This window comes from Alphaproteobacteria bacterium (assembly GCA_019746225.1).
GTDB lineage: Bacteria > Pseudomonadota > Alphaproteobacteria > Paracaedibacterales > VGCI01 > VGCI01.
On sequence record JAIESE010000043.1, the window covers coordinates 77,510 to 99,639 of the forward strand.

Sequence of the window (22,130 nt, forward strand, 5' to 3'; positions counted from 1 at the left end):
AAAGGTGTCCTATCCGTTGCCAATAATTGCGATGCGAATGATAAAAAACCAAGACAAAAGAACCAGGGCGTAACTAAACGCTTTTACACCCAGGATGAGGGTCTTCTGCCAAAAAGGATTGGGAATATAGTCTTCAATGACGACCTGCAAACCTAATGCCCCATGATAAAAAACCATCCCGACAAAGAGGCTTAAAGCAGCCCCAATCCAAGGGCTCGAAGCCCAAGCCAAAACTACAGGATAAGCCGACTGGGTATGACGCATGATCTCCATGAGAAACCATATACTCAAAAAGATGAGCACCACGGCAGAAACGCGCTGGCCTTTCCAATGGGCTACGCCGTTGTGAGAAGAACCTCCAGATGCTTGAAGTTTTGTCATGAGGGAGTCACCATCCACCAGAAAGTTAAGAGCGTTAGGCAAGTAGAAAATCCAACGACGATCCAACCGGTGCGATAGACGGTTGGAAGCTCAAAACCCACCCCCATGTCCCAAAACAAGTGGCGGATACCGTTAGCCAGGTGAAAATAGAAGCAAAAAGCCCATCCTAACATCAGGGTCACCCCAAGGGGGGATGCGAACCACAGTGAAGCGTTGAGGTATGTCTCTTGGCCCATCGCAATCGATCCTAACCATATAACCAACGGAAGGGTGCCTGCACTTAAAGCCATGCCCGTAAAGCGGTGAAGAATGGAGAGAACAGTGGTGAGTTGGGGGCGATAGACTTGGAGATGCGGCGACAATGGCCGAGGTTGTATCGAAGAGGGAGGGACAACGGGCATCGTTAAAATTTACCTAAAAGTTGAAGATCTTGCTCTTAGCGTAAGGTGCCACAAGGCCCCTGTCAAGATTCGTGGGGATAATACATTGTGCGACATACACATCACGTAAAATTCACGTTTCAAGCTTGAATTTGACATGAGTTCCTGTCATTAAAGGGCATAAACCACCTGACGGGAATAAGAATATGTCCAAAAAAGAAACAACCCCCCAAGAAGTCGAGGCTACCTATCTTCGACTTGCAAAAATCTACTGGTCACAATTTTGGCGCTCAATCTTATGGATCTCCCCTGTCTTTGTGATTATATTCGCCTACGGTGTCTATAAGGAGGTTGAAGCAGATCGTTTTGAAAAAAAGTGGACTGGCTTTTTTGAATTTTCTCCCAGCATAAACTATGCCCTCAAGCTCTTTTTCATATATTTATTGAACTGCTTGCTATTTCGACTGATCATCGGATTAAAGTACTCGGATTTTTCTTTTTCGTTTGTTCCCCCTATGGACAAGAAAACCCCAGGATTCTGGCCAGCGCTCTTTTATGTCAGTTGGGCATATTTTTGGAGATCAGGTTTTTATATGATCGGACGTGATTTAGCCTACATGACATTCCCTCACTTCTTTGAGATATCATCAGTCAGTTTCAATAGGTTAATAATAGAAGTGGTTATTTATATCTACTTGCTTCGTTTTGTTGTGAATAAACAATACGGCAATGTTCGCTTAAGCTTGTTGAAGCACGACAAAGAAGTCACCCCTTAAACAAGGCGCTCCAACTGTCTCATGGCGTAAGAGAGCATCCCCAAATCCGCATGCCCGGCGCTTTTCAGATTTGCCAAAATGGGACGGATGTGATGGATATTATCTTTGTGTTTGTTCATCCAAGCGTCAACATCACAATCTTTCTCTTCACTCATGACACGATTCGTGAGTTTCACTTGAATTTGGGCCAAGTCATCAATCAAAATACTTCGAGCGCTGCGTTGCCATTCTGATTCAGTATGAATTTGAGCTGCTTGAAGGGAGAGCCAATCCAACCCAATTTTTGACCGCAATGAAAAATAGGTATTGGCCACCACAAGAGCGTTGTGTTGTTTTTTGCTTAAATACATGATATCGACAAGAGCCGGTAAAAAGGGAATCATAGAGAAATTTATTGCCGTAGCTGGAGGGATTCCCACTTGAAGAAACCCTTGATTTCGCGCATTAAAGATGTTTTCTTGATCCCCATGAAGCTTGCCAGGCAATTGCGTCAAGAGAGAATGAAGGCTTGAAAAGTCTGAAGGTTTTACTTCCTCATGGCGTAAGAACCATAAGACTATTTGCTCCAATGACTCCTTAATATCTATCAGGACTTGGGTTTGGACATCCACCACCATAAGAGCATCAAGTCGATCAATTTCAAACCATAAATCTTTAAGTTCTAAAACCTGACTGGCCATAAAAAACGCACTTACAACCTCAACATCACTTACCCCACACGTTTGGGAGATATTATAGATAAAGGTTGGCCCCACACGATTGATCACTTCATTTGCAAGAACAGTCGCAGTAATTTCTCGACGTAGAGGATGAGTTGCCATCGCTTTTACAAATTGCTCTTGAATGATTTTCGGAAAATACCCATTAAACCACGCACGCGCGCTAACAGCATCCGGCAAAGTTGAGTTGAGAATTTTTTCATACAAGGTATTTTTGGAATACGCCAACAGGACGGATAGTTCTGGCCGCGTCAATCCTTGATTGCGAGCGCGCCTTTGGTCTATGGCTTCATCGTCGGGCAAAGCCTCAAGATATCGATCAAGGCCAACTTCCGATTCAAAGGCGCGCATCAACGATTGATATGTATTCAGGTCCGATGACTTTGTTGCTTCCAAAACCGTCAATATTTGATTTTGGCGATAATTATCCATTAAGACCAATTGAGCAACATCGGATGTCATCTCTTTTAAAAGGTTGTTACGGTCCTTCTGGGAAAGGGATTTACCGACTGTACTAAAAAGAATTTTCAAATTAACTTCGTGGTCGGAGCAGTCAACACCCCCAGAATTATCAATGGCATCTGTATTGATATGTCCTCCTTTTAAGGAATATTCAACGCGGGCCCTTTGCGTCACCGCAAGATTAGCCCCTTCAGCAATGATCCTTGCATGAACAGATTTTGCATCAACCCTTATGTCATTATTCGTCCTGTCTCCCACATCTGAATGCGTTTCTGTGCTTGCTTTAATAAAGGTTCCAATGCCCCCGAAATAAAGGAGATCCACCGGCAAACACAACAGACTTTTTACAAGGTCATCCGGTGTAATTTCTGGGTGAGATATGTTAAATGCTTTGCGACACTGCGCGCTTAATTTTATGGACTTTGCCTTTCGGTCATAAACGCCGCCACCTGCGGAAATAAGAGCCGGATTATAGTCTTTCCAGGTTGATCGAGGCATTTGAAATAAGCGTTTTCTTTCTTTAAAACTTATGTCCATATCAGGGTCCGGATCCAAAAATATATGTCGATGATCAAATGCTGCCACAAGTCGAATTTTTTCCGATTGCAGCATGCCATTTCCAAAAACATCCCCACTCATATCGCCGACACCGACAACGGTGAAAGGTGTGCTTTGACAATCCTGTTTGATCTCTCGAAAATGATGCTTAACAGATTCCCACGCGCCTCGAGCCGTAATCGCCATTTTCTTATGGTCATATCCGGTAGAACCTCCAGACGCAAAGGCATCGTCCAACCAGAAATTATAATCTTGTGAAAGAGCATTGGCGATATCAGAAAACTCAGCTGTGCCTTTGTCAGCGGCAACTACAAGGTATGTGTCATCTTCATCTAAACACCTAACTTGGGGGGGGTGAACAACATTCCCTTTAACCAAATTATCCGTAATATCCAACATGCCACAGATCATCATTTGATAACAATTTACCACCTCAATCATCAGGTCACTTTGATTGGTATATTTGTCCTGATGTTTTACAACAAATCCCCCTTTTGAACCCAAAGGAACGATCACAGCATTCTTGACTGTTTGCGCTTTCATCAATCCTAAAATTTCTGTCCTAAAATCTTCGGGGCGATCTGACCATCGGATCCCCCCTCGGGATACTTTTGCCCCCCTTAAGTGGATCGCCTCTACTCTTGAAGAATACACAAATATTTCATACAAAGGCAGGGGATGAGGCAAATCTTCTAATTTACGACAATCAAATTTGAAGGAGAGATAGGGTTTTAAGTCAGTGGCCGATAACCCTTCCGTCTCCTTAACCTGGAAATAATTCGTCCGTACGGTCGCAAGTATTGCATTAAGAACACGTCGCAAAATGCGGTCATGATCCAAACGATCTATCTTTTCCAAGAGAAGTTGGATATCTACAACAAGAATGGCTTCTTCTCGCACGTTGGCCTTTGAAGACTTCAAAGAAAACCGTAATTCAAACAAATCGACGAAATAGCGGGTGATTTCGGGATAATTGCTCAAGGTTTCTTCTAAATATCCAATAGAATACGGCACTTGAACTTGCCTTAAAAATTTCAGGTACGCTCTCATCAAGGTAACCTGGCTTACATTTAAACCAGCCTTCAGAATGAGTTGATACATAACATCGTTTTCAACAGTACCATCCCAAATGTGAAGAAAAGCAGACCTCAAGTTTTCATGGTTCGCTTTCCAATTTTCAACCCCGTGTGAGTCAATCTCAAAGACATGAATAAACACCTGTGTGCCATATTTTTCTATGGAATATGAAGTTTCCCCAATGACCAGGAGCCCCAAATTTTGTAAGATAGGCAATAGGGTCGACAAGGAAAGAGGATGGTGCGCATGAAAGATTTTTACCCTTAAGGTTCTGGTATCCTTATCCTTATAAAGGTAAAGATCAATGGGCTTTGCCTCCCCAGTTTTTTCAATATAACTAATATCTATCAAGGCTTCCTCAGGCTTGAACAGATCAACATAAGCAGGTGGAAATGCCTTTTGATACCGTGCAAGAAGGGTTGAGGCATCTTCTTCATCATAATGACGATTAATAAGCCGTTCTAGATAATCCTCCCAACTAAGAGCAGCCTCCAAGAGGTCCTTCTTTATATCCGCTTGATTATAGTCAACTAAGCAGGGTTCAGAATAGCTAATAACAAAGATAAGCCTCGCATAATCCAATTCACCAAGAAGAATATTTTCTGAACTCATCTTCCCCTTCAGGTGGTATTCTAAGAGCTTAACAAAGCGGTCTTTTAAAGACACACTATACTTTTCACGAGGTAAGAAAACCATCGCTGTGATGTAACGGCCATATGTATCTGGGCGAATCGAGAGTGTTAAGGAATGCTGGTCATTCATATTCAACACATTTTGGCTGGCCTCAAAAATTTGATCCTCATCGAGGTAGAAGAGTTCATCACGCGGAATACTATTGATAATACTGATGAGCGTTTTGCCATCGTGCCATTGTGGTGCCAAACCAAATTGATTAAAGACATTGCGGACCTTACGGCCAACTATGGGAGTGTTAAAGGCGGAGCCTGTAAAGGTTGCGTTTGTAAAAATACCAATAATTTGGAAGAGACCTTGGGGATTTCCATCATGATCCCAATCGATAACTTCAATGGAATCGATCCGTGAGGATCGATGGACGGTTGAGCGTGCACTCGTCTTGGTAATTGATAACGGTGGAAGGCGCAACTGTACGGATTTGTTGCTATCTCTCGTAAGGCGCGTTCTGCAAAAGATAGGCAGTAAATCGTCATTATTTCGAAAAGCCTCATCACGAAACAAACCTAAATGAAGATCATCTGAATTGGCCTCAACGCACAATATTGGCGCGTTTTCTTGAGGGTCCCTTTTTGTAGATACTGAGAAATATCGAACACCTAAAAAAACAAAATGGCCACCCTCTAACCAGATGAGAAGTTCCTTTAAATCTTGACGCTCAGCCGGTGTCGGCAATTTTTGAGCAAGGGGTAAACCATCCATATCGTTTTGTACAATTTTAAGTTGGTTCCTCATTAAAGGCCAATCCAACACCACATTACGAACTTGTGTTATGAGATTGTTGATTTCCTTTTGTAAGGCTTCGATTTGCTTCTTCTTCATATCCGATTTTATTTGGATAAAAGCAATGGATTCGGGTTGGTGGGTCGCGTCTATATCCTTTAGGAGCGGGGTTGGATTTTGAGTATCAAAATAATCAGGCATGAGGTCAAAACTTGACTGCTGACTTCCCGCAGCAAGACCCATTTGAGGGTTGGTATCCTTTAAATCCACAAGAGAAACAAGCTCACCTTCCTGTGTTCGTTGCACACCAAGGACTGGATGCACCATGAGTTCAATTTTGAATCCATTTTTCTCAAGAAATGTTGTGATACTGTCGACCAAAAAAGGCTGATCTATGTTCACCATAAATATGCCTAATCGAGGCAATCTGTGGTGACTCAGTCTATATTCATCAATTTTGACAAGAGATTCTTGAGGAAGACGGATTATAAAGAGCTTCCAAGCCTCATGGACGATAGAGATCAATTCAGAAACAAGCATTTTTTGAAGAAATTCAATGGGTACGCGCTTAAAGAAGTGAAATGCGAATATTTCTAAATTCTTGTCATCACGAGGGGTTTTGCCCTTAATTTCCCGACAAATGGCTGCTATTAAGTTCGGTTTTGTATCAAACACCGTCATATACCCCAAGCCTTCGTGTCTAAAATACGCTAAAAAAGCCGTCTCTATCTTAATTTTACAGGAAAGAGAGTTAAGATTGAGTAACGAAGCGCCATAACTTGTCTCGACCCTCGCGAATGCCGATGCGGGGGGTGCTTATAAATCTAGGTTTTAGGCCAACATCACTGATGTAACAGTGATCAGAGGTCACTAGGTCTAGGGCATTGTGATCTTTTGTGATCTTCAAATGGCGGCACAGCTTCCCAGGACCGTTGAGATCAAGGGAATCGATTTTAAGGCCCCGAATCAAAACCGCTGCTGCGATACCATCCGGTTCCGTTACAATATTTAAGCAATGATACATACCATAGATGAAATAAACGTAAGCATGACCAGGCGGCCCAAACATCACGGCATTTCGAGGGGTTTTTCCTCTATAGGCATGGCAGGCGGGGTCATTATCTTGATGATAAGCTTCTGTTTCCGTAATAATTCCAGAAAAATCATGAAAAGTCAGTCTCTTACCTAGCAAGGCTTTGGCAACATCTACCGTTGGTTTTAAGAAAAAGGAACGATCTAAACGACTCATGGTCATCTTCTTAAGGCTGTAATGGTCTTCAATTAAAGGAGAATGAATTGGAGCGGGCGAAGGGATTCGAACCCTCGACCCCAACCTTGGCAAGGTTGTGCTCTACCCCTGAGCTACGCCCGCCCGCTTTATTCAATAGGAATCATACCTGTTCCTCAGAGAATTGCAAGCCCGTTTTTATATTTCCTAATAGGTTGCTTAACAGACGGATTGCCTTGAGAGGCGCTTTTCTATTGAAAGGATCTCTAATTTGATTCAGGATATTTAAAGTTCAGAGATATCGAAGAAAAGGAATCAATAAGTGAAACAAACACAAACAAGCTTAAAGGAAATGAAGTTGATCGGGATTACGGCTCGAACCAATAATGCAAACGAAATCAACCCAACCCTCGCCAAAATCTCACCGACCGTGCAAAAGTACTTTTTTGGAGGGCTCCCCTCCCAAATTCCCAACCGTTTAAAGCCACAAACAACCTATTGTGCCTTTACGGATTATGAGAGTGATACCACGGGGGACTACACCTACTTTATTGGGGAAGAAGTGAGTTCTTTTGAGGATGTGCCTGAAGGATTTCAAACACTAACTATCCCTCCTCAAGCTTATGCCAAGTTTACAACGGAAGCTGGCCCTATGCCGGATGTGGTCATTGGCGCCTGGCAGAAGATATGGCAAATGACCCCTCAGGATTTGGGCGGCTCACGCGGGTTTCGCACGGACTTTGAAATTTATGATGAGCGGGCCGCAGACCCCCAAAATGTAACATTTGATCTTTATATTGGCATTAAGTAGCGTTTCGGCCATAGTTTTTAGTCGACAAGGGCGTCCCATTTCTGCTATTCCACTTGAGGGGGGCGCTTAGCTCAGTTGGTAGAGCAGCTGACTCTTAATCAGCGGGTCGCAGGTTCGATCCCTGCAGCGCCCACCACAAAAACCCAATCTTTCCCTAGCTTTCAAAACACCTCGAGATGCATGTCGTTCTATCTCGTTCTTGGAAAATGCTGCTCGAAGTGGTTTCGAGTGGTGATAATTTGGTGATAATTTTTTGTGGCACATTTTTCCGGAATGTATCATTATATCGATACGAACATTTCAAGATTGGAGGTTGTTAATGCCAAAACTAACAAGACGATTTGTGGAAAGCATAAAGCTCCATCCGACAAAACCCATTACGACGTGGGACTCTGAGCTTAAGGGGTTTGGGGTCGTCGTGCTTCCCAGTGGGAGGACCACCTATGTCATTCAATATAGAAACGCGGCTCATTACCAAAAGCGCTTAAAGCTGGGTGTTCATGGGTCAATCACGGCAGAAGAGGCGAGAGAACTTGCGAAGAAGCATTTTGCAAGCGTTGCGCAAGGTATTGATCCTGTTGCAGAAAAGAAAACGGTCCGAAACCTATCGACTTTTAATGACCTCGTTACTGATTATCTCGAACGACACGGCCAAAAAAAGCGTCCTAAGAGTCTCCTAGAAGATCAAAAACTCTTAAAGAACATTATCATTCCTGCTTTGCAGGGGCGAAAGGTTGCACATATTACTCGGCGGGATATCGAGAACCTCCACCTTCGCCATGAGAACACGCCTTATCAGGCGAATCGAATGTTGTCTTTGTTGTCAAAAATGTTCTCGCTGGCTGTTTCTTGGGGATGGCGAAGCGATAATCCAGTGCTAGGAATTCCTAAATATCAAGAAGAAAAAAGGGATCGATGGCTCGATGATGAAGAGCTACAGAGGCTCTGGGGTATTCTCGATCAATATCCGCAAAATTTGACGGCTTATGTATTCAAGTTCTTATTGTTGACTGGCGCTCGCAAAGGCGAAGCTTTGCAAGCTACCTGGGATCAATTTGACCTTGAGAAAGGGATTTGGACAAAGCCGTCTCACATCACGAAGCAGAAGAAGAAAGAACATCTCCCCCTTTCGGACAAAACCATGGAACTCTTGCACATCTTGAAGAATCTTCCCCCAATTCTATCTACAGAACCATCCAAATACCTATTCCCTGGGCGTATTAAAGACGAGCCACTGAAGGAAATCAAAACGTTCTGGCATAGTATCATTAAAAAAGCAAATTTGGAGAACGTTCGCATCCATGATTTGCGCCATACCCATGCGTCTCACTTGGTCTCCAGCGGCCTCAGTTTAAGCATCGTAGGAAAACTCCTGGGCCATACCCAGGCGTCTACGACACAAAGATACGCGCATTTAGCCGATGAGCCCTTACGGAAAGCGACCGAGGTGTTTGGTACTAAAGTGGGGAACTTTAATACGAATAGTGGCTCATAAATTAAAGTATAAGAATTTTTGGCACAAACCATTATGCATGAACTTGAAAGATTCTACGCTCTCAAAACTCCCTCACCAGCAAATGGTGAAACGTGCAATAATCGATGCACCATTTTCGCTTCAAGTAATCCATATCAACGTTCGGGGTCAGGACGATGTACAAGGGCTTTTTGTAATCGCCTGTGCAAATCTCGATCAAGGGTAGATTGTCCTCGAACGCTTCCTGCATCGCCCCACATGGGTCTTTAGTGTGAGCATAAAGGGCGGCTACCCGCTTGGATGGATAGATCGTAAAGCTCCAATTCATTTGCGAAAGATCAGGTTGATCATCCACGAGCTTCGTATTTTCAGTTGTGGTGACATCCTTAAAAAATTCATCGAAACTTTCAAAGTATTCAGCTGGAGCTCCATCTAAAGGCACAATTTTTATCATTCACTGTCTCCTTGTCTTTACAAAATCGACGTATGAATGTTTGAGAGGCTCTTCAACCCTGAATTTTAGGCATAGTGAATCAACTTGCCGTTAAGGCAAAATGAACCAATTCAAAGAAAAAATCGCCTAAAGAAGTTGTCTCAAACATCACACAACAAGAAGGAAGCAAGGAAACCCTTGCCCCCTTCAAATGAAAATGTTCAATCGAGACACACTTCTGGCGAGCCAGTTTTATGCCAAATTCTTTTGATCAGTTCTTGGAAAATGCGCCCGGTGTGAGCTATATTGGTTTTAGCCATGATTAACCTCCAGTGGTTGATTGTGGTTAGTGGCATCAGGGCGTTAGTAGCGCTCGGGTGCCACGCTTATTTAACAATGAGGTAAGAAAAGCGCGTAGTCCGTCACTAATCTTGAACCTCCCTTTTACTTTAGAAGGGAGGTCTTCAAGAATCAAGAAAAAACTATATAATTACCTCGATTCTTCAACTTATTGACATTAATACAACACGATAACAAGGCTGCGCAGCAAGCATAATGCGCGTTAACAGTTTAACTATTCTGAAACAATCGTTTAAAAACATTTGAATTTCTTTGAAAATCAGCGGTACGATTTTAGAAGAGGACTTGTCTAGAATAGGTTGTAGGATGAAAGAAGCTCATAGACTTCGCAGTGTCATTATGCCAGGTGTCGTTACGATGACCCTGATGCTCATCCTAACCAGCCTGATTGTGAGCATAAGTCTCTATATCGAGTATAGGCGATATTTAGATGTCTATCACGTAGCCCAGACAAATGAGATCAATGACATAAAGCATAAAGAATCCGTTCTCCTAAAAGAACTCACTAAAGTTTTGAAGCTAACTGGGTCACGTATTGAAGCCGCGGAGGGCAACCTTGAAAGACTTCAGAAAATTATTACTTCCCTAACGTACTTGACCATTAATCAAGTACCCGTCGCATTTCAAACTGTTTCTTATCATCAAATCTCCGAGCCAAAGGGTGTCATTACAAGGCTAGGTGTGCGAGACTCTGATCGAATATATTCACCTTCAGAACTATCTCAGAAAGAAAAGATTACTTTTTGGAAGGAAAACTTTCTATTGGGGCGGCTGCCCGTATCAAAACATGGGGTCGTTGATGGTGTTTTAAAGGTCCGGATCTATCACCCCACGCTACGTGCCTATTTCGGATCTCCCTCGAAGATTAAGTATTTTGTGACAGATGGCGCCATCAAATTTGAAAGCAAAGCATCCATAGGTTTTAGGGAATTTGTTAACCAAAACAGGCATCAGTTCACCATCTTAGGTGGCGTAACCTTCGCCCTAGTCATGCTACTGGCTTGGGGAATCGTTATGACTCTACGCGTTACTCGAAAAAGATATTTCCAGCAGGTACAAAACCTTGAAGAAGCCCTAACCCTATCAGCACAAGAAGCGGGTGAATTAAAAGAAGATTTGAATGAGAGTGAACAAACGATGAAGAGCCTTCAGGTCTCGCGCCAATCTCATATTAAATTGGAAGGGGCGATTCGGATGCGTCAGAAGCAGCGTGCAACATGGATTACCCAATCCTTAGATGTGGTAAGTCAATCCTATCAAAATCCAAAGATTTATCTACCAGAACAAGACCAGTTCGACATCATTCACGAATGTCAAAAGGTGGCCCAATCCCTTTCCTTGGGGTTGGGTAAGTCCTTGGAAAAAGAGAAGGTTGATTTAAAGCAAATAATTTTGTGCACACTCCTACTCTTTAAGGAGAAGACCCACAAATCAAACATTTCTGTTGATATAAACCTCCCTGAAAACGCTTGTACCATCAAAAGCGATGCCTTGCTGATGGAGGTTCTATTTATGGATGTTCTGGGCAAAGCTATCCATCGTGTTCCAAAGAATGGCGTTGTATCCATTTCCTTAAAAGAGGATGAGAACAGCTTTCATTTAGAAACCCTCGACAATGGGTACACAAACACAGGATCAACAGATAAGCTTATCAAAAAGTCCTTTGATTTGTTCTTTAGTAATGATAATTTCCAAGATATATGTCGGGAAAATGGTCTGAGCTTTTCTTCTAAAAAAGAGACCAATGGCTTAAACACTTCCTGCCTCATACTTCCCTTTCAAGAGGAAGAGGTGCAAAACAATAATGTGGTTAGGTTATTCAAAAACTAGCTTCTTTAAAATCCTATTGATCTTCATCTTTTGGCAAGCCTCAACTCATTCAAAACCTTTTCCACTTGTCTGGAACGCCCCACCTGAAAACCCTCATTTCGTTGGAAGAGAAGATATTCTGAATGATATTCTCAATCTTTTTAATTCTGCACCCCTTAAAACAGCTGTTATTGGCGGCGCCCAAGGTTTTGGTAAATCACAAACAGCTAAGCGGTTCGTCTATCAAAACTTTGCCAACTATGATGTGGTGTGGTGGTTTCGAGCAAACCAATATATGAAACCGCAATTTGAGAAATTTGCTCTCGCGATGTCTTCCGTCCTTGGACTCAACATTGAAAATTCCATTGGCGCTATAGGCCATGAGCGATTGATCAGCATGGTTAAGGAAGGAATCCGGCTGAAGAATCTCAAATGCTTGATTGTCTTTGATGATACGCAAACTTATTCTGAGATTGAACCATATATTTTATTTTCACACGACAAGACAATTCATACCCTGATCACGACTAAGAATGGTAATTTTTCGAGCAACTCTCTTCAGATCAAACCGTTTCCGCGCTCGGATTCTCTGAAATATATCAACCTATTCTTACCTAATGATCCTGATAGTTCAAAATACAAACTCGCTGATCATTTGGGGGATTGTCCAGCGGCTTTAGCAATAGCAATTGATTACATTAAAAGCTACCCAAGTATGACCATTGAACGTTATTTGAGTAAACATACAAGACAAAAACTGAACCTGCCTTTTCAAAGAAGGTCTACTAATAAGTTTGGTAGTTCGATAGACGGTTATGAAAAAGATATATTGGCAGCCATTCAAATTAACATGAAGGAATTACGAGAACGCTCTGAAGAAGCATATCAACTTTTGAGCTTGTTCTCCTTACTTCACCGTGATGAAATTGCTATGGATTTAATTGAAAAATGGGTAATTGCAAAAGGCATTAAGACAAATATAATGACTTTGGTGAGTATAATAAAACAATATTCTCTCATTGAAGTGACCGATTCAAAAACCAATAAAGAGGTTTACCTAACCATGCAAGATTTAATCCAAGAGATTGTCAGTTCATCAATCCTCGATCGCGAAAAAAGGATGCGTATTGACGAAGCTATATTGATATTGCAAGAGTCTTTCGCTGGTATGGCAGGTGATATTGCTAAAGAACTTTTAAAAAACAATGCCCCATTGTTGCATACAATCAAACTATCTGAAGAAGCGGATAGCCTCAATTATCATTCTCCAAGTTTATCTTCCGTTAGAATTAGCCTATTAAATGTTTTAGTTGGTTATATGAGGGATTTCGATACTGGGAAGAAAATCGTAGAGCATATCAAGAATGATTTAGAAAATAAGATAACAATATCTAATGCAGATAACATCCTCTACCACACAAACCTTTTTATTCTTTCTGCGGTACGATCAGAATTTGAAAAGGTAAAACGAATTGGTGAGGCAACTTTAAAGCTTCTAAACACAGAGGAAACAATGCATGAAGAAAAAGTACGGCTTTATTCAAATCTGATTCAATTTTGTTCGTTGACAGGAACGATAGAAGAAGCAAGCAAATTTGTTGAAGCTGGCGAAAAATTACTCGTCTTATCAAAGGCGCCCGAACATAATTGTCTATATGTATATGCTACCTCAAAGTATCACATTGATCGAGGAGAAATTGATAAAGCAATTGCCCTAACAGAGAAATACAGGGGTTTGTTAGATCAACAAGCCGCTTATCATCCGTCAATGCGCTTTTTTACTCTTTACCAACTTGCAGAAGCATGTCTTAAAAAAGGAGAGATCGAAGAATCCAAAAGTATTTTATCTTTGGCAGAACAACAAGGTAAGGAGTTCTATGGGGATAATGATCAAAATAACTTTTTTGGAAGGGTGTATGTTCTCAAAGGAATGTGTCTATTTAAAGAAGCAAAATATTTTGACAAAGCTAAATCATTTATTGATTTGGGGGTGCGAGTTTTTGAAAATATTTATAAAGGGTCAGATAAACACCGCGATCAAGCTTTTGCTCACTTACAGCTGGGAAAGTTGTACCATGGAGTTCAAGAGTATCATCTTGCAAAGGCTAGTTACCTTAAAAGCGAAGAGATCTTTAACAAGATTTTGAAGAACCAAAAAATTGATGACGTAAGTCATCTTTATAAACAGTTAGCCATTTTAGGGGCGGATACAAAAGATGAGCCATTGGTTCATACCTATCTTAAAAAACAGGTGGATATTTTTGGGCTAGATCACTTTAGAACAAAAGAGGTTTTAATTTATCTAGATGAAAGAGGTATAATTGCACCTATGTAAAAAAGTAATATTTAAGTTTTTAACCTCGTGGCCCAAAAAGGATGATTGAGGCACCAATTAAACACACAAAGACACCAATGACATCAAATCGATCTGGAGCATTTCCTTCAATGATATGCATCCAGAGAATCGAAGAAAAAATGTAAACCGCGCCATATGCTGCATAAGCTCGTCCAGCATAATCCGATTCCACATATGTCAATAGGTAAGCAAAAACCCATAAAGACAAGGTTCCAGGAATTAACCAAAAGATAGTCTTCTCTAATTTCATCCATGTCCAAAAAGAAAAGCAGCCTGCTATTTCTGCGATCGATGCCCCTATTAACGCTAAAAAGATTTTCATTCAAATTCACCAAATGCTTAGTATTTTAATAGCTATCAACCTAACAAATCAATTATGGTGCAGCAAGGTCATCGTATTATCTACTTACGGCAACGCCTAATGAAATTTCTATACCTTAAGAGCAGACCCCGGTATTGAGAGAGATAAACCTATATTTTTTCCTCAAGTGTTTTTGCTCTTGTAGTGACGAAAATGAGGCGTCTAATTGTGAGATGGGTTCCCAACCGCAGAATCTTCATTTCTCTTACGAGAAAAAACCTTATAAAGTGTGGGGATAATAAGCATTGTCAACAAGGTTGAGGTGATAAGGCCTCCAATGACGACTGTGGCGAGAGGCTTTTGGACCTCTGCTCCTGTGCCTGTAGAAATTGCCATAGGAACAAACCCCAAGGATGCTACAAGTGCCGTCATGAGAACGGGGCGTAAGCGTGTCAGCGCTCCTCCTTTGATAGCATTATCGAGAGATTGATTTTTCAGTCGTTCATTGATTGTTGTTACCATCACAAGGCCATTGAGAACGGCAATACCTGACAGAGCAATGAAACCAACGGCTGCTGAAATCGAAAAGGGCATTCCTCTCAACCAGAGACTTAAGATACCACCGGTAAGTGCAAGGGGAACAGCCGTAAAAATAAATAATGCCCCTTTCACAGAATTAAGAGCCGCAAAAAGCAGCATAAAGATCATAAAGAAGCATCCTGGCACCACCCAATAAAGTTTCTCTTTAGCTTCAATGAGATTCTTAAATTGGCCGCCCCATTCAAGCCAGTAACCCGCAGGAATTTGGACAGATTTCGAGATTGCCTTCTCTGCACTCTTCACAAACGTTGCAATATCGCTTCCACGAACATTCGACTGAACCACGACTCGCCGCTTACCATTTTCGCGGCTAATCTGATTCGGTCCATCAGCAATAACCAACTCTGCTACCTCCTTAAGGGGAATAGAGACCATTTTTTGTTGTGAGATACCTGAGACTTTATTTTTCTCTTCTAGGGGCTTCTTTAGAAAAATAGGGATGTTTTGAATCATTTCTAGGTTCTGGCGGAACTGTTCAGGCATTTTTAGAATAATGTCAAATCGACGATCCCCTTCAAAAACGACGCCAGCTTCACGACCCCCAATAGCAATGCTAATGACGTTTAAAACTTCACTTACATTGAGGCCTAGCCGTGCCATATAATCTCGGTTGAGTTTAAAGTCCAGGACTGGTAAACCAGTTGTTTGTTCAATTTTGACGTCAGCAGCGCCTGGAATGGTTCTTAAAACACCAGCAATTTGATTGGCCAATTTATTCATAGTATCAAAGTTATCACCGTTCACTTTAACAGCTACATCACTTCTCACCCCAGCAATAAGCTCGTTAAAGCGCATTTGGATGGGTTGAGTAAATTCGTAATTATTCCCGATAACCTGATTAACAGCGTTTTCGATTCTTTTAATGAGGTCTTCTTTTTTAAGATCGGGCATTGGCCATTCCATTCTGGGCTTAAAGATAATAAATGTATCTGACACATTGGGTGGCATCGGGTCAGAGGCCATTTCTGCCGTACCCGTTTTCGAGAAAACGAAGGCCACTTCTTTAAATAAGCGAACAGTTTTTTCAACTTCAAACTGCATGCTTTGAGATTGGGTCAAAGAGGTGCTCGGTATTCTCATGGCATGCATTGCCAGGTCTTTTTCATCAAGGGTGGGGACAAATTCTTGACCCAGTTTTGTGAATATAAAAAGAGAAAACACAAAAGCACCAATGCTTAAAAATAGAAGTGTTTTCGGGACTCTTAAAGCAAGATCAAGACACTTTTCATAAGCAGTGGAGGCAAACTTCAAAAAAAATCCTTTATTCTCCTTATGGCTGCCCTTGATGAATAAAGCCGCCATGGCAGGGATAAAGGTAATAGAGAGGATAAAGGCACATCCCAGCGCCAAGATAACGGTAATCGCCATAGGCTTAAACATTTTTCCTTCCACACCTGAAAAAGTGAGCAACGGAATATAGACAAGAATCAGGATAGCCTGGCCATAAAGAGTAGGGCGGCTCATTTCTTTGGTTGAGTCAACGACTTCCCTAAGGCGTTCCTGCAAAGTCAGTGACCGTTTTAGAGAGTGCGCTTTTTCGCTGATACGCCTTAGGAAGTTTTCAATAATAATGACAGCCCCGTCTACCAATAGCCCGAAATCAAGCGCCCCAAGGCTCATAAGGTTGGCACTTGTGTGCGTACCGAGCATGCCCATGGATGTCATCAGCATGGTGATGGGAATTACCGAAGCCGTTATAAGGGCAGCACGAAAATTCCTCAGCATCAAGAAGAGGATAACGATAACAAGCAGTGCCCCTTCAGCAAGATTTTTGCTGACCGTGTTAATCGTGGCATCCACTAGCTTTGTTCGATTTAAAACTGTTTGGGCTTTAACACCTGGAGGCAGGGACTTGATAATTTCTTTAAACTTTGTGTCGACCGCATCGGCAACTGTGCGACTGTTTGCACCGATTAACATAAGAGCTGTTCCCACCACAGCATCTTGACCGTTTTCACTGGCACTTCCTGTTCTGAGCTCCTTTCCTATTTCGACACTCGCAATGTCTTTGATATAAACTGGGGTACCATTGGGAGAAGCAACGACAATGTTTTGGATTTGCTCAATATTTTCTGTACGGCCATCAGCTCGCACGATAAGTGACTCTCCATTTCTTTCAATATAGCCAGCCCCCAGGCTTAGATTGTTTTTGACCAGAACTTCTTGAATTTCTGGGAAACTAAGGCCAAGGGCAATTAATTTATAGGGATCCGGTTGGACATGATATTGTTTGACATACCCCCCAATCGAATCAATACCAGCAACGCCAGGAACCGTACGAAGTTGAGGCTTTATAATCCAATCCTGAACTGTCCGAAGATACCCCGTTTTCTCAGCTTCAGTTTTCAGTAGCTGACCATCGGGTGTGAAATAACTGCCATCTGACTGGAATCCAGGGCCTCCATCGGAAGTCTTCCTATTGTCAGGATCAGCATATTGTATTGTCCACATATAGATTTCACCGAGCCCAGTACTGATCGCGCCCATTTTAGGATCCGTACTGGGAGGAAGGTTATCTTTTGCCTCAATCAATTTTTCATTCACTTGTTGGCGGGCAAAATAAATATCCACATTGTCATTAAACACGGCTGTGACTTGTGAAAACCCATTACGTGAAAGAGACCGCGTAGATTCTAAGCCTGGGATACCTGATAAAGCTGTTTCAATGGGAAAAGTAACTTGCTTTTCCATCTCAAAGGGAGAAAAGCCTGAAACTAAAGTGTTTATTTGCACTTGATTATTCGTAATGTCTGGAACAGCATCGATCGGAAGGTGCTTAAGGCTGCTTATCCCCAGAACCACAACAATAAATGTCAGGAAACACACCAGATACCGATTTTGAGTTGCCCATTGTACGATGGTTTCAAGCATACATACCTCCCCTAATCTGTATGCTCGGCTTCACCTTTGCCAAGCTCTGCTTTAAGGATGAAAGTATTAGTCGAAACGAGTTCCTCACCTACTTGAACGCCACTCATAACTTCGATGAACTCCCCTTTGTCAGATCCTTTTATTTGGATAGGCTTTGCTTCAAAAATGCCTTCTCCTCTTTTTACAAAAACATGGGGTTTTTCGTTTATTTTCTGAATGACAGATTTTGGCAAACTTAAATAGCTAGATTGTTCGCTGACAATAACTTGGGCTGTAATAAAGTCCCCTGGATGCCATTCCTGTTTAGAATTCTCCAATTGAATAATTGCCTTACCCGTGCGACTCTCATCATTAATGACAGGGCTAACATACATAATAGTTCCTGATTGAATGCTTTCACCTTGATGAGCAAACAGATCTACCTTTTGATCTTTCTTTACGAATTGCAAATCCTCAGCAGGTATCGCAAGCTCTACCCATACTGTATCCAGATTCGCTATAACAAAAACTTGTTTGTCTCCGGAAATGACTTCCCCCAACGTTATGTGTCTTTCAATAACTTTCCCGGCAATAGGAGAGTCAATCGTATATATATTCAAAGGTGCTTTTTCTTCTGGTAATTGTTGAATTTTCTCTTCATTCATTCCAAGAGCCAGTAATTTTTGCTTCTTCTGCTCTAAGTTCACTTTGGCATTTTCAGACGTATTACGGGTTTGGATAAATTGGGTTTCAGATTTGACCCCTTTCTTCCAAAGGTATTCCTCACGTTCATAAAGGTCTTGTTTAAGAGCAAAATCTTTATGAGCTGAAATATAAGCTGACTTTGCCTCCGCCATATCTCGACTTTGCAAAGTTGCTAGAGGTTCCCCTACCTTTGTCACCTCCCCTAGTCCCTTGTAAATTTCTTTGGCTACCCCAGGAACAGAAGGTACCACATGTGTAATAGTATTCTCATTCAACTCAACATGTCCGGGTAGGGTAAGACGATGTTGAAAACTACTTTTGTTGATTTTAAGGGTTTCAATACCAAAGCGCTTAACTTGTTCTGGGCTTAATTTGATAATTTTTTCTTCTTCATGTTCATGATTGCCATGTTCTTTGAAACCTCCATGGGCTTCATGCTCATCATGCTTCTTTTCCTCATGATGACTGTCATGGGGTTTCTCTGTCGTGAGTTTGGTTGGATCATCGGTCCCTTGATTTTCTTCTTGCCCGAAAAATTTATAAGCAATGTTCCAATCGAATGGAATATAGTAGAAGCCTAATACTATAGCAATTGAGATAAGCACTACTTTGATAAAGCCCTTTTTATTCATTAATCTTTCCCCTGAGCCCTTTAAAAGAAGCACTTTCCTATATTTACTTTACAGGTGTAAATGTTAACATTTCCTTACCCAATCCATTCCGGGTGATTACGCTTTAAAGGCATATCCTTTAGTTAAATTAATTCGATTGATCATAGATTAAACAATAGCCTTGCTTGTTTTTAACGAAGCGATATTAAAGTGTATTTATACATACCTCTTTTTCCCTTTCTTCCCTTAAGGCTTTCCTTAAGGCATGCTGCCATTCGCTAGGCTCCCCATCTCTCATGCTTGGAACAAATTGCATGATATTTTTCTGTACTACATGGTCTAATTTTAGAAGAATTGCGGCTACTTCCCTAGCAGGGGTAACATCTAATCTTTTCTGAAAATATTGTAAAAACTTGATGTGACTAACAAAAAGAGCTTTATCATCGTTAATTCCGCACTTAATAGCCACTAAAGTATCATCCCAAAGTTCCATGCCAGTAGAAATATTGATTAAATCCATACCTAGGACAGCGGAAGGCAATAATGCCCATGTTACTCCAGGTGTAGACTTGAATTGTCTAATTGTTAAGGTAGCTGTTGTCGCAAAAGAGCCTATACCAGCTAAAGATATCGGGATATAACCCAAGAATCTCTCTGCTCGATTGGTTAGAACTTCACTTAAGGAGTAATAACCATCACCAATTCTAGAGAGTTTTAATCCAAAAGAACCCCCTACAGATAGCCCAATTTCTATGAGGGGTATTCCAGCAAGAACCATCAACGTGTATTGTAAAGCTGCTGAAGAGCTTACAGTTGCTTGTATCCCTGTTGGAACAGTGGCAATTAACCCCAGCCAAGAAAAGGCTGTAAAAACAGCAAGAGATGGTACAAGCACAATAGCTTTCTTATTAACTTTAGCTGGAGCAAAAGATAAATCTGCAAACATATAATTTGTTAAAGTTACCCATCGCTCGTTAACTAAAGGATCAACTAATGAGTCTTCTTCAGAGCGAGAGATGCTTTTTGTGGCACTTATTAGTTGTTTGACCTCAGGTTTTGATAGGTGTTTTAGTTTTTCATTTGCTCGAACAGTTGACACGGCAAATGCTTTCTTAGCTTCTTCTAAGACATTTGGAGGAGACTCTGGCTCCTCTGTTTTTTTTCGACCCCACAACCAAGTCCACACACTTTTAGCTTGTCTATGCATCAAGGACAAAAAGAACTTATTTGATACTAATGTGACTAATCCAATAGATCCTACAACCACATATTTAAAGTTGCTTTCTGAAGTTGCTTGATCTACCCAACTTAACAATGTAAGGGGAATAGCAGATGCAAGAGATAACCCCCATTCTCCTAAAGTTGGTAACCAAGAACAAATTTTGGAGCAATGAAAAAGACTAGCTGCAGCTAGCTCCGGACGCAGCGGAGGCAACATTCCACTTATCGTCCAAGTATAAAAAAGTGTCTCAACAGCCATATTACTCCATCCTAGATACTTTCCAAGGCCATCAGCCGTACTGTTTGAAATACTAATGTTGATAAAGTTTGCAAACTCTTCCGGAAACTGCTCCCCCACTAAGAATGTCAATGAACCAATAGCTGAGACCACGGCACCTGAAAAAAGCGTAATTAATGTAGCAGCTTTTCGTTTGCCATGGCGTTTAATAATTTGTTCGCCATTTACTAAACTAATGTGCTCCTTAAGAGAAGTTACTAAACCGTTATTAGACAATTTGTTTAAATAATCATCAAACTCTCTATCTTCAACCATATCATCAAATTGTTGAGCTAATGATTTCATTTGAGGGTGGCTGTTTTCGTCAATACTTTCTCTTTTTTCTATCTCATCTGGTACACGACTCATCCTTGAAATGGGTTTCATTTCTACTGTTTCAACAGTGAGATCCATGGATCGAGCACAGTCTGGAAAAATTATTAACAAGATAAATAAAAGAGAAGCTATTATAGGTAATTGCTTCATCGTCTTTCTCCTCATAAATTTGGCCATAAGTGCATTGCGGCATATGATCGCCAAGGTTGCCACGAAACTAGAGATTTTTGAGCCATTAAGGATGAATTTATCTTCAGAGTTTTCATTAAATCTTTATTTGAAAATGGAAAGGCGTCAGGCCAAGACAATGCGCGCATCACAACATACTGAGCTAAGCATTCATCTCTATTCAGTAAGGTCCTGAGCTGATTTAGGGTGCTTTCTACATCGGCATCTGGCGTAAGAACTAATTTTTTGTTCACAATAGCTTGGGCTAAAGCAATAATTTCTTTGGTTTGCACACGCGTTATACCCAGGATAGAGAGCTCTTTAACTGTGGCTGCTGCAATACGCTTGGGGTTAGGAAAAGCATGGGTCACCTCAGGAAAAGGTGTAGAATATGATTCACCAAACCAAACAACAAACTTCTCTAGTGTTTCATACGCAGTTTTAGTTGGGCCATGCTGATTAAGAATCGCTTGAACTGCTATTTCAAAACCATCAAAAGCTCCAGGTACCCGCAAACCAGGATTTACATCTGTTAGAGAACCCAAAGCTGATATAATTTCATCTGGGTGACATGTAAGATCGAAAGCTTTTTTGATACGTTTTATGACCGGCATAATAACGGGTATAAGTTTGTTATCCAGCGTCACCTGAACTACGCTTAAGTCCGGCAAAAACTTTACCTCAAGCCATCCAATATGCCATTGTTTTTCGTGATGCAGATGTACTATCCGCCTATAATAATTTGAGGGTATTAACAAATAAGTGACGTCATGCTAAGATGCCTCCAAACAACTAATGGAGGTATAAAATGGAAATCGTTT

General features: G+C 41.4%; 15 protein-coding genes and 2 tRNA genes. 6 read left to right on the top strand and 11 right to left on the bottom strand.

Going from position 1 to position 22,130, the window contains the following annotated elements:
• Positions 1-9: 9 nt before the first annotated feature.
• Together sdhD and sdhC are read right to left on the bottom strand one after the other, a co-directional pair.
• Positions 10-381, bottom strand: coding sequence for a succinate dehydrogenase, hydrophobic membrane anchor protein (sdhD, locus tag K2Y18_08200; GenBank protein ID MBX9805717.1), 372 nt, complete (start codon positions 379-381; stop codon positions 10-12).
• Positions 378-782, bottom strand: coding sequence for a succinate dehydrogenase, cytochrome b556 subunit (sdhC, locus tag K2Y18_08205; protein MBX9805718.1), 405 nt, complete (start codon positions 780-782; stop codon positions 378-380). The genes sdhD and sdhC overlap by 4 nt, the downstream gene beginning before the upstream one ends.
• Positions 783-967: 185 nt before the next feature.
• Here sdhC and K2Y18_08210 point away from each other — a divergent pair, with 185 nt between their 5' ends.
• Positions 968-1,537, top strand: coding sequence for a hypothetical protein (locus K2Y18_08210; protein ID MBX9805719.1), 570 nt, complete (start codon positions 968-970; stop codon positions 1,535-1,537).
• Here K2Y18_08210 and K2Y18_08215 read toward each other — a convergent pair.
• From K2Y18_08215 to K2Y18_08225, 3 genes are all read right to left on the bottom strand, one after another.
• Positions 1,534-6,450 carry an NAD-glutamate dehydrogenase gene (locus K2Y18_08215; protein MBX9805720.1) on the bottom strand — a complete coding sequence of 1,639 codons (4,917 nt, stop codon included), beginning with the start codon at positions 6,448-6,450 and terminating at the stop codon, positions 1,534-1,536. The two genes, K2Y18_08210 and K2Y18_08215, sit on opposite strands and share 4 nt — an antisense overlap.
• Before the next feature lie 70 nt (positions 6,451-6,520).
• Positions 6,521-7,024 carry a DNA-3-methyladenine glycosylase gene (locus K2Y18_08220; protein ID MBX9805721.1) on the bottom strand — a complete coding sequence of 168 codons (504 nt, stop codon included), beginning with the start codon at positions 7,022-7,024 and terminating at the stop codon, positions 6,521-6,523.
• Positions 7,025-7,066: 42 nt separating this feature from the next.
• Positions 7,067-7,141: transfer RNA gene (locus K2Y18_08225), tRNA-Gly, on the bottom strand.
• A gap of 178 nt (positions 7,142-7,319) precedes the next feature.
• On the opposite strand from K2Y18_08225, the gene K2Y18_08230 reads away from it, so the two are divergent.
• The 3 genes from K2Y18_08230 (at position 7,320) to K2Y18_08240 (ending at position 9,303) form a co-directional block, all read left to right on the top strand.
• Entirely contained in the window at positions 7,320-7,808 is a 489-nt protein-coding gene (locus tag K2Y18_08230) for a GyrI-like domain-containing protein (protein MBX9805722.1), read from the top strand.
• Positions 7,809-7,868: 60 nt separating this feature from the next.
• Positions 7,869-7,944 (top strand) — tRNA-Lys (locus tag K2Y18_08235).
• A gap of 183 nt (positions 7,945-8,127) precedes the next feature.
• Positions 8,128-9,303 (top strand): tyrosine-type recombinase/integrase, encoded by a 1,176-nt coding sequence (locus K2Y18_08240; GenBank protein MBX9805723.1) that lies wholly within the window; start codon positions 8,128-8,130, stop codon positions 9,301-9,303.
• A 61-nt stretch (positions 9,304-9,364) separates the two neighbouring features.
• Here K2Y18_08240 and K2Y18_08245 read toward each other — a convergent pair whose 3' ends face one another.
• A complete protein-coding gene (locus K2Y18_08245) occupies positions 9,365-9,736 on the bottom strand; it encodes a hypothetical protein (protein MBX9805724.1) in 372 nt (123 codons plus the stop codon).
• A 645-nt stretch (positions 9,737-10,381) separates the two neighbouring features.
• On the opposite strand from K2Y18_08245, the gene K2Y18_08250 reads away from it, so the two are divergent.
• A complete protein-coding gene (locus K2Y18_08250; protein ID MBX9805725.1) occupies positions 10,382-11,905 on the top strand; it encodes a hypothetical protein in 1,524 nt (507 codons plus the stop codon).
• A complete protein-coding gene (locus K2Y18_08255; protein ID MBX9805726.1) occupies positions 11,880-14,219 on the top strand; it encodes a hypothetical protein in 2,340 nt (779 codons plus the stop codon). Before K2Y18_08250 ends, K2Y18_08255 begins: the two co-directional genes overlap by 26 nt.
• Positions 14,220-14,238: 19 nt before the next feature.
• Here K2Y18_08255 and K2Y18_08260 read toward each other — a convergent pair whose 3' ends face one another.
• The 5 genes from K2Y18_08260 to K2Y18_08280 all read right to left on the bottom strand — a co-directional run bounded on the left by K2Y18_08260 (position 14,239) and on the right by K2Y18_08280 (position 22,067).
• Positions 14,239-14,562: a YnfA family protein gene (locus K2Y18_08260; GenBank protein MBX9805727.1), complete on the bottom strand. Its 324-nt coding sequence runs from the start codon at positions 14,560-14,562 to the stop codon at positions 14,239-14,241.
• Positions 14,563-14,763: 201 nt separating this feature from the next.
• Positions 14,764-18,012, bottom strand: a complete 3,249-nt coding sequence (locus tag K2Y18_08265; GenBank protein MBX9805728.1) for a CusA/CzcA family heavy metal efflux RND transporter — start codon at positions 18,010-18,012, stop codon at positions 14,764-14,766.
• A gap of 11 nt (positions 18,013-18,023) precedes the next feature.
• The gene (locus K2Y18_08270; protein MBX9805729.1) at positions 18,024-19,328 is read right to left on the bottom strand and encodes an efflux RND transporter periplasmic adaptor subunit; all 1,305 of its coding nucleotides are present in this window, start codon (positions 19,326-19,328) and stop codon (positions 18,024-18,026) included.
• 184 nt (positions 19,329-19,512) lie between these two features.
• On the bottom strand, positions 19,513-21,291 hold the full coding sequence (locus K2Y18_08275) for a hypothetical protein (GenBank protein ID MBX9805730.1): 1,779 nt from the start codon (positions 21,289-21,291) through the stop codon (positions 19,513-19,515).
• Positions 21,292-21,302: 11 nt separating this feature from the next.
• Entirely contained in the window at positions 21,303-22,067 is a 765-nt protein-coding gene (locus K2Y18_08280) for a hypothetical protein (GenBank protein ID MBX9805731.1), read from the bottom strand.
• Positions 22,068-22,130 lie beyond the last annotated feature (63 nt).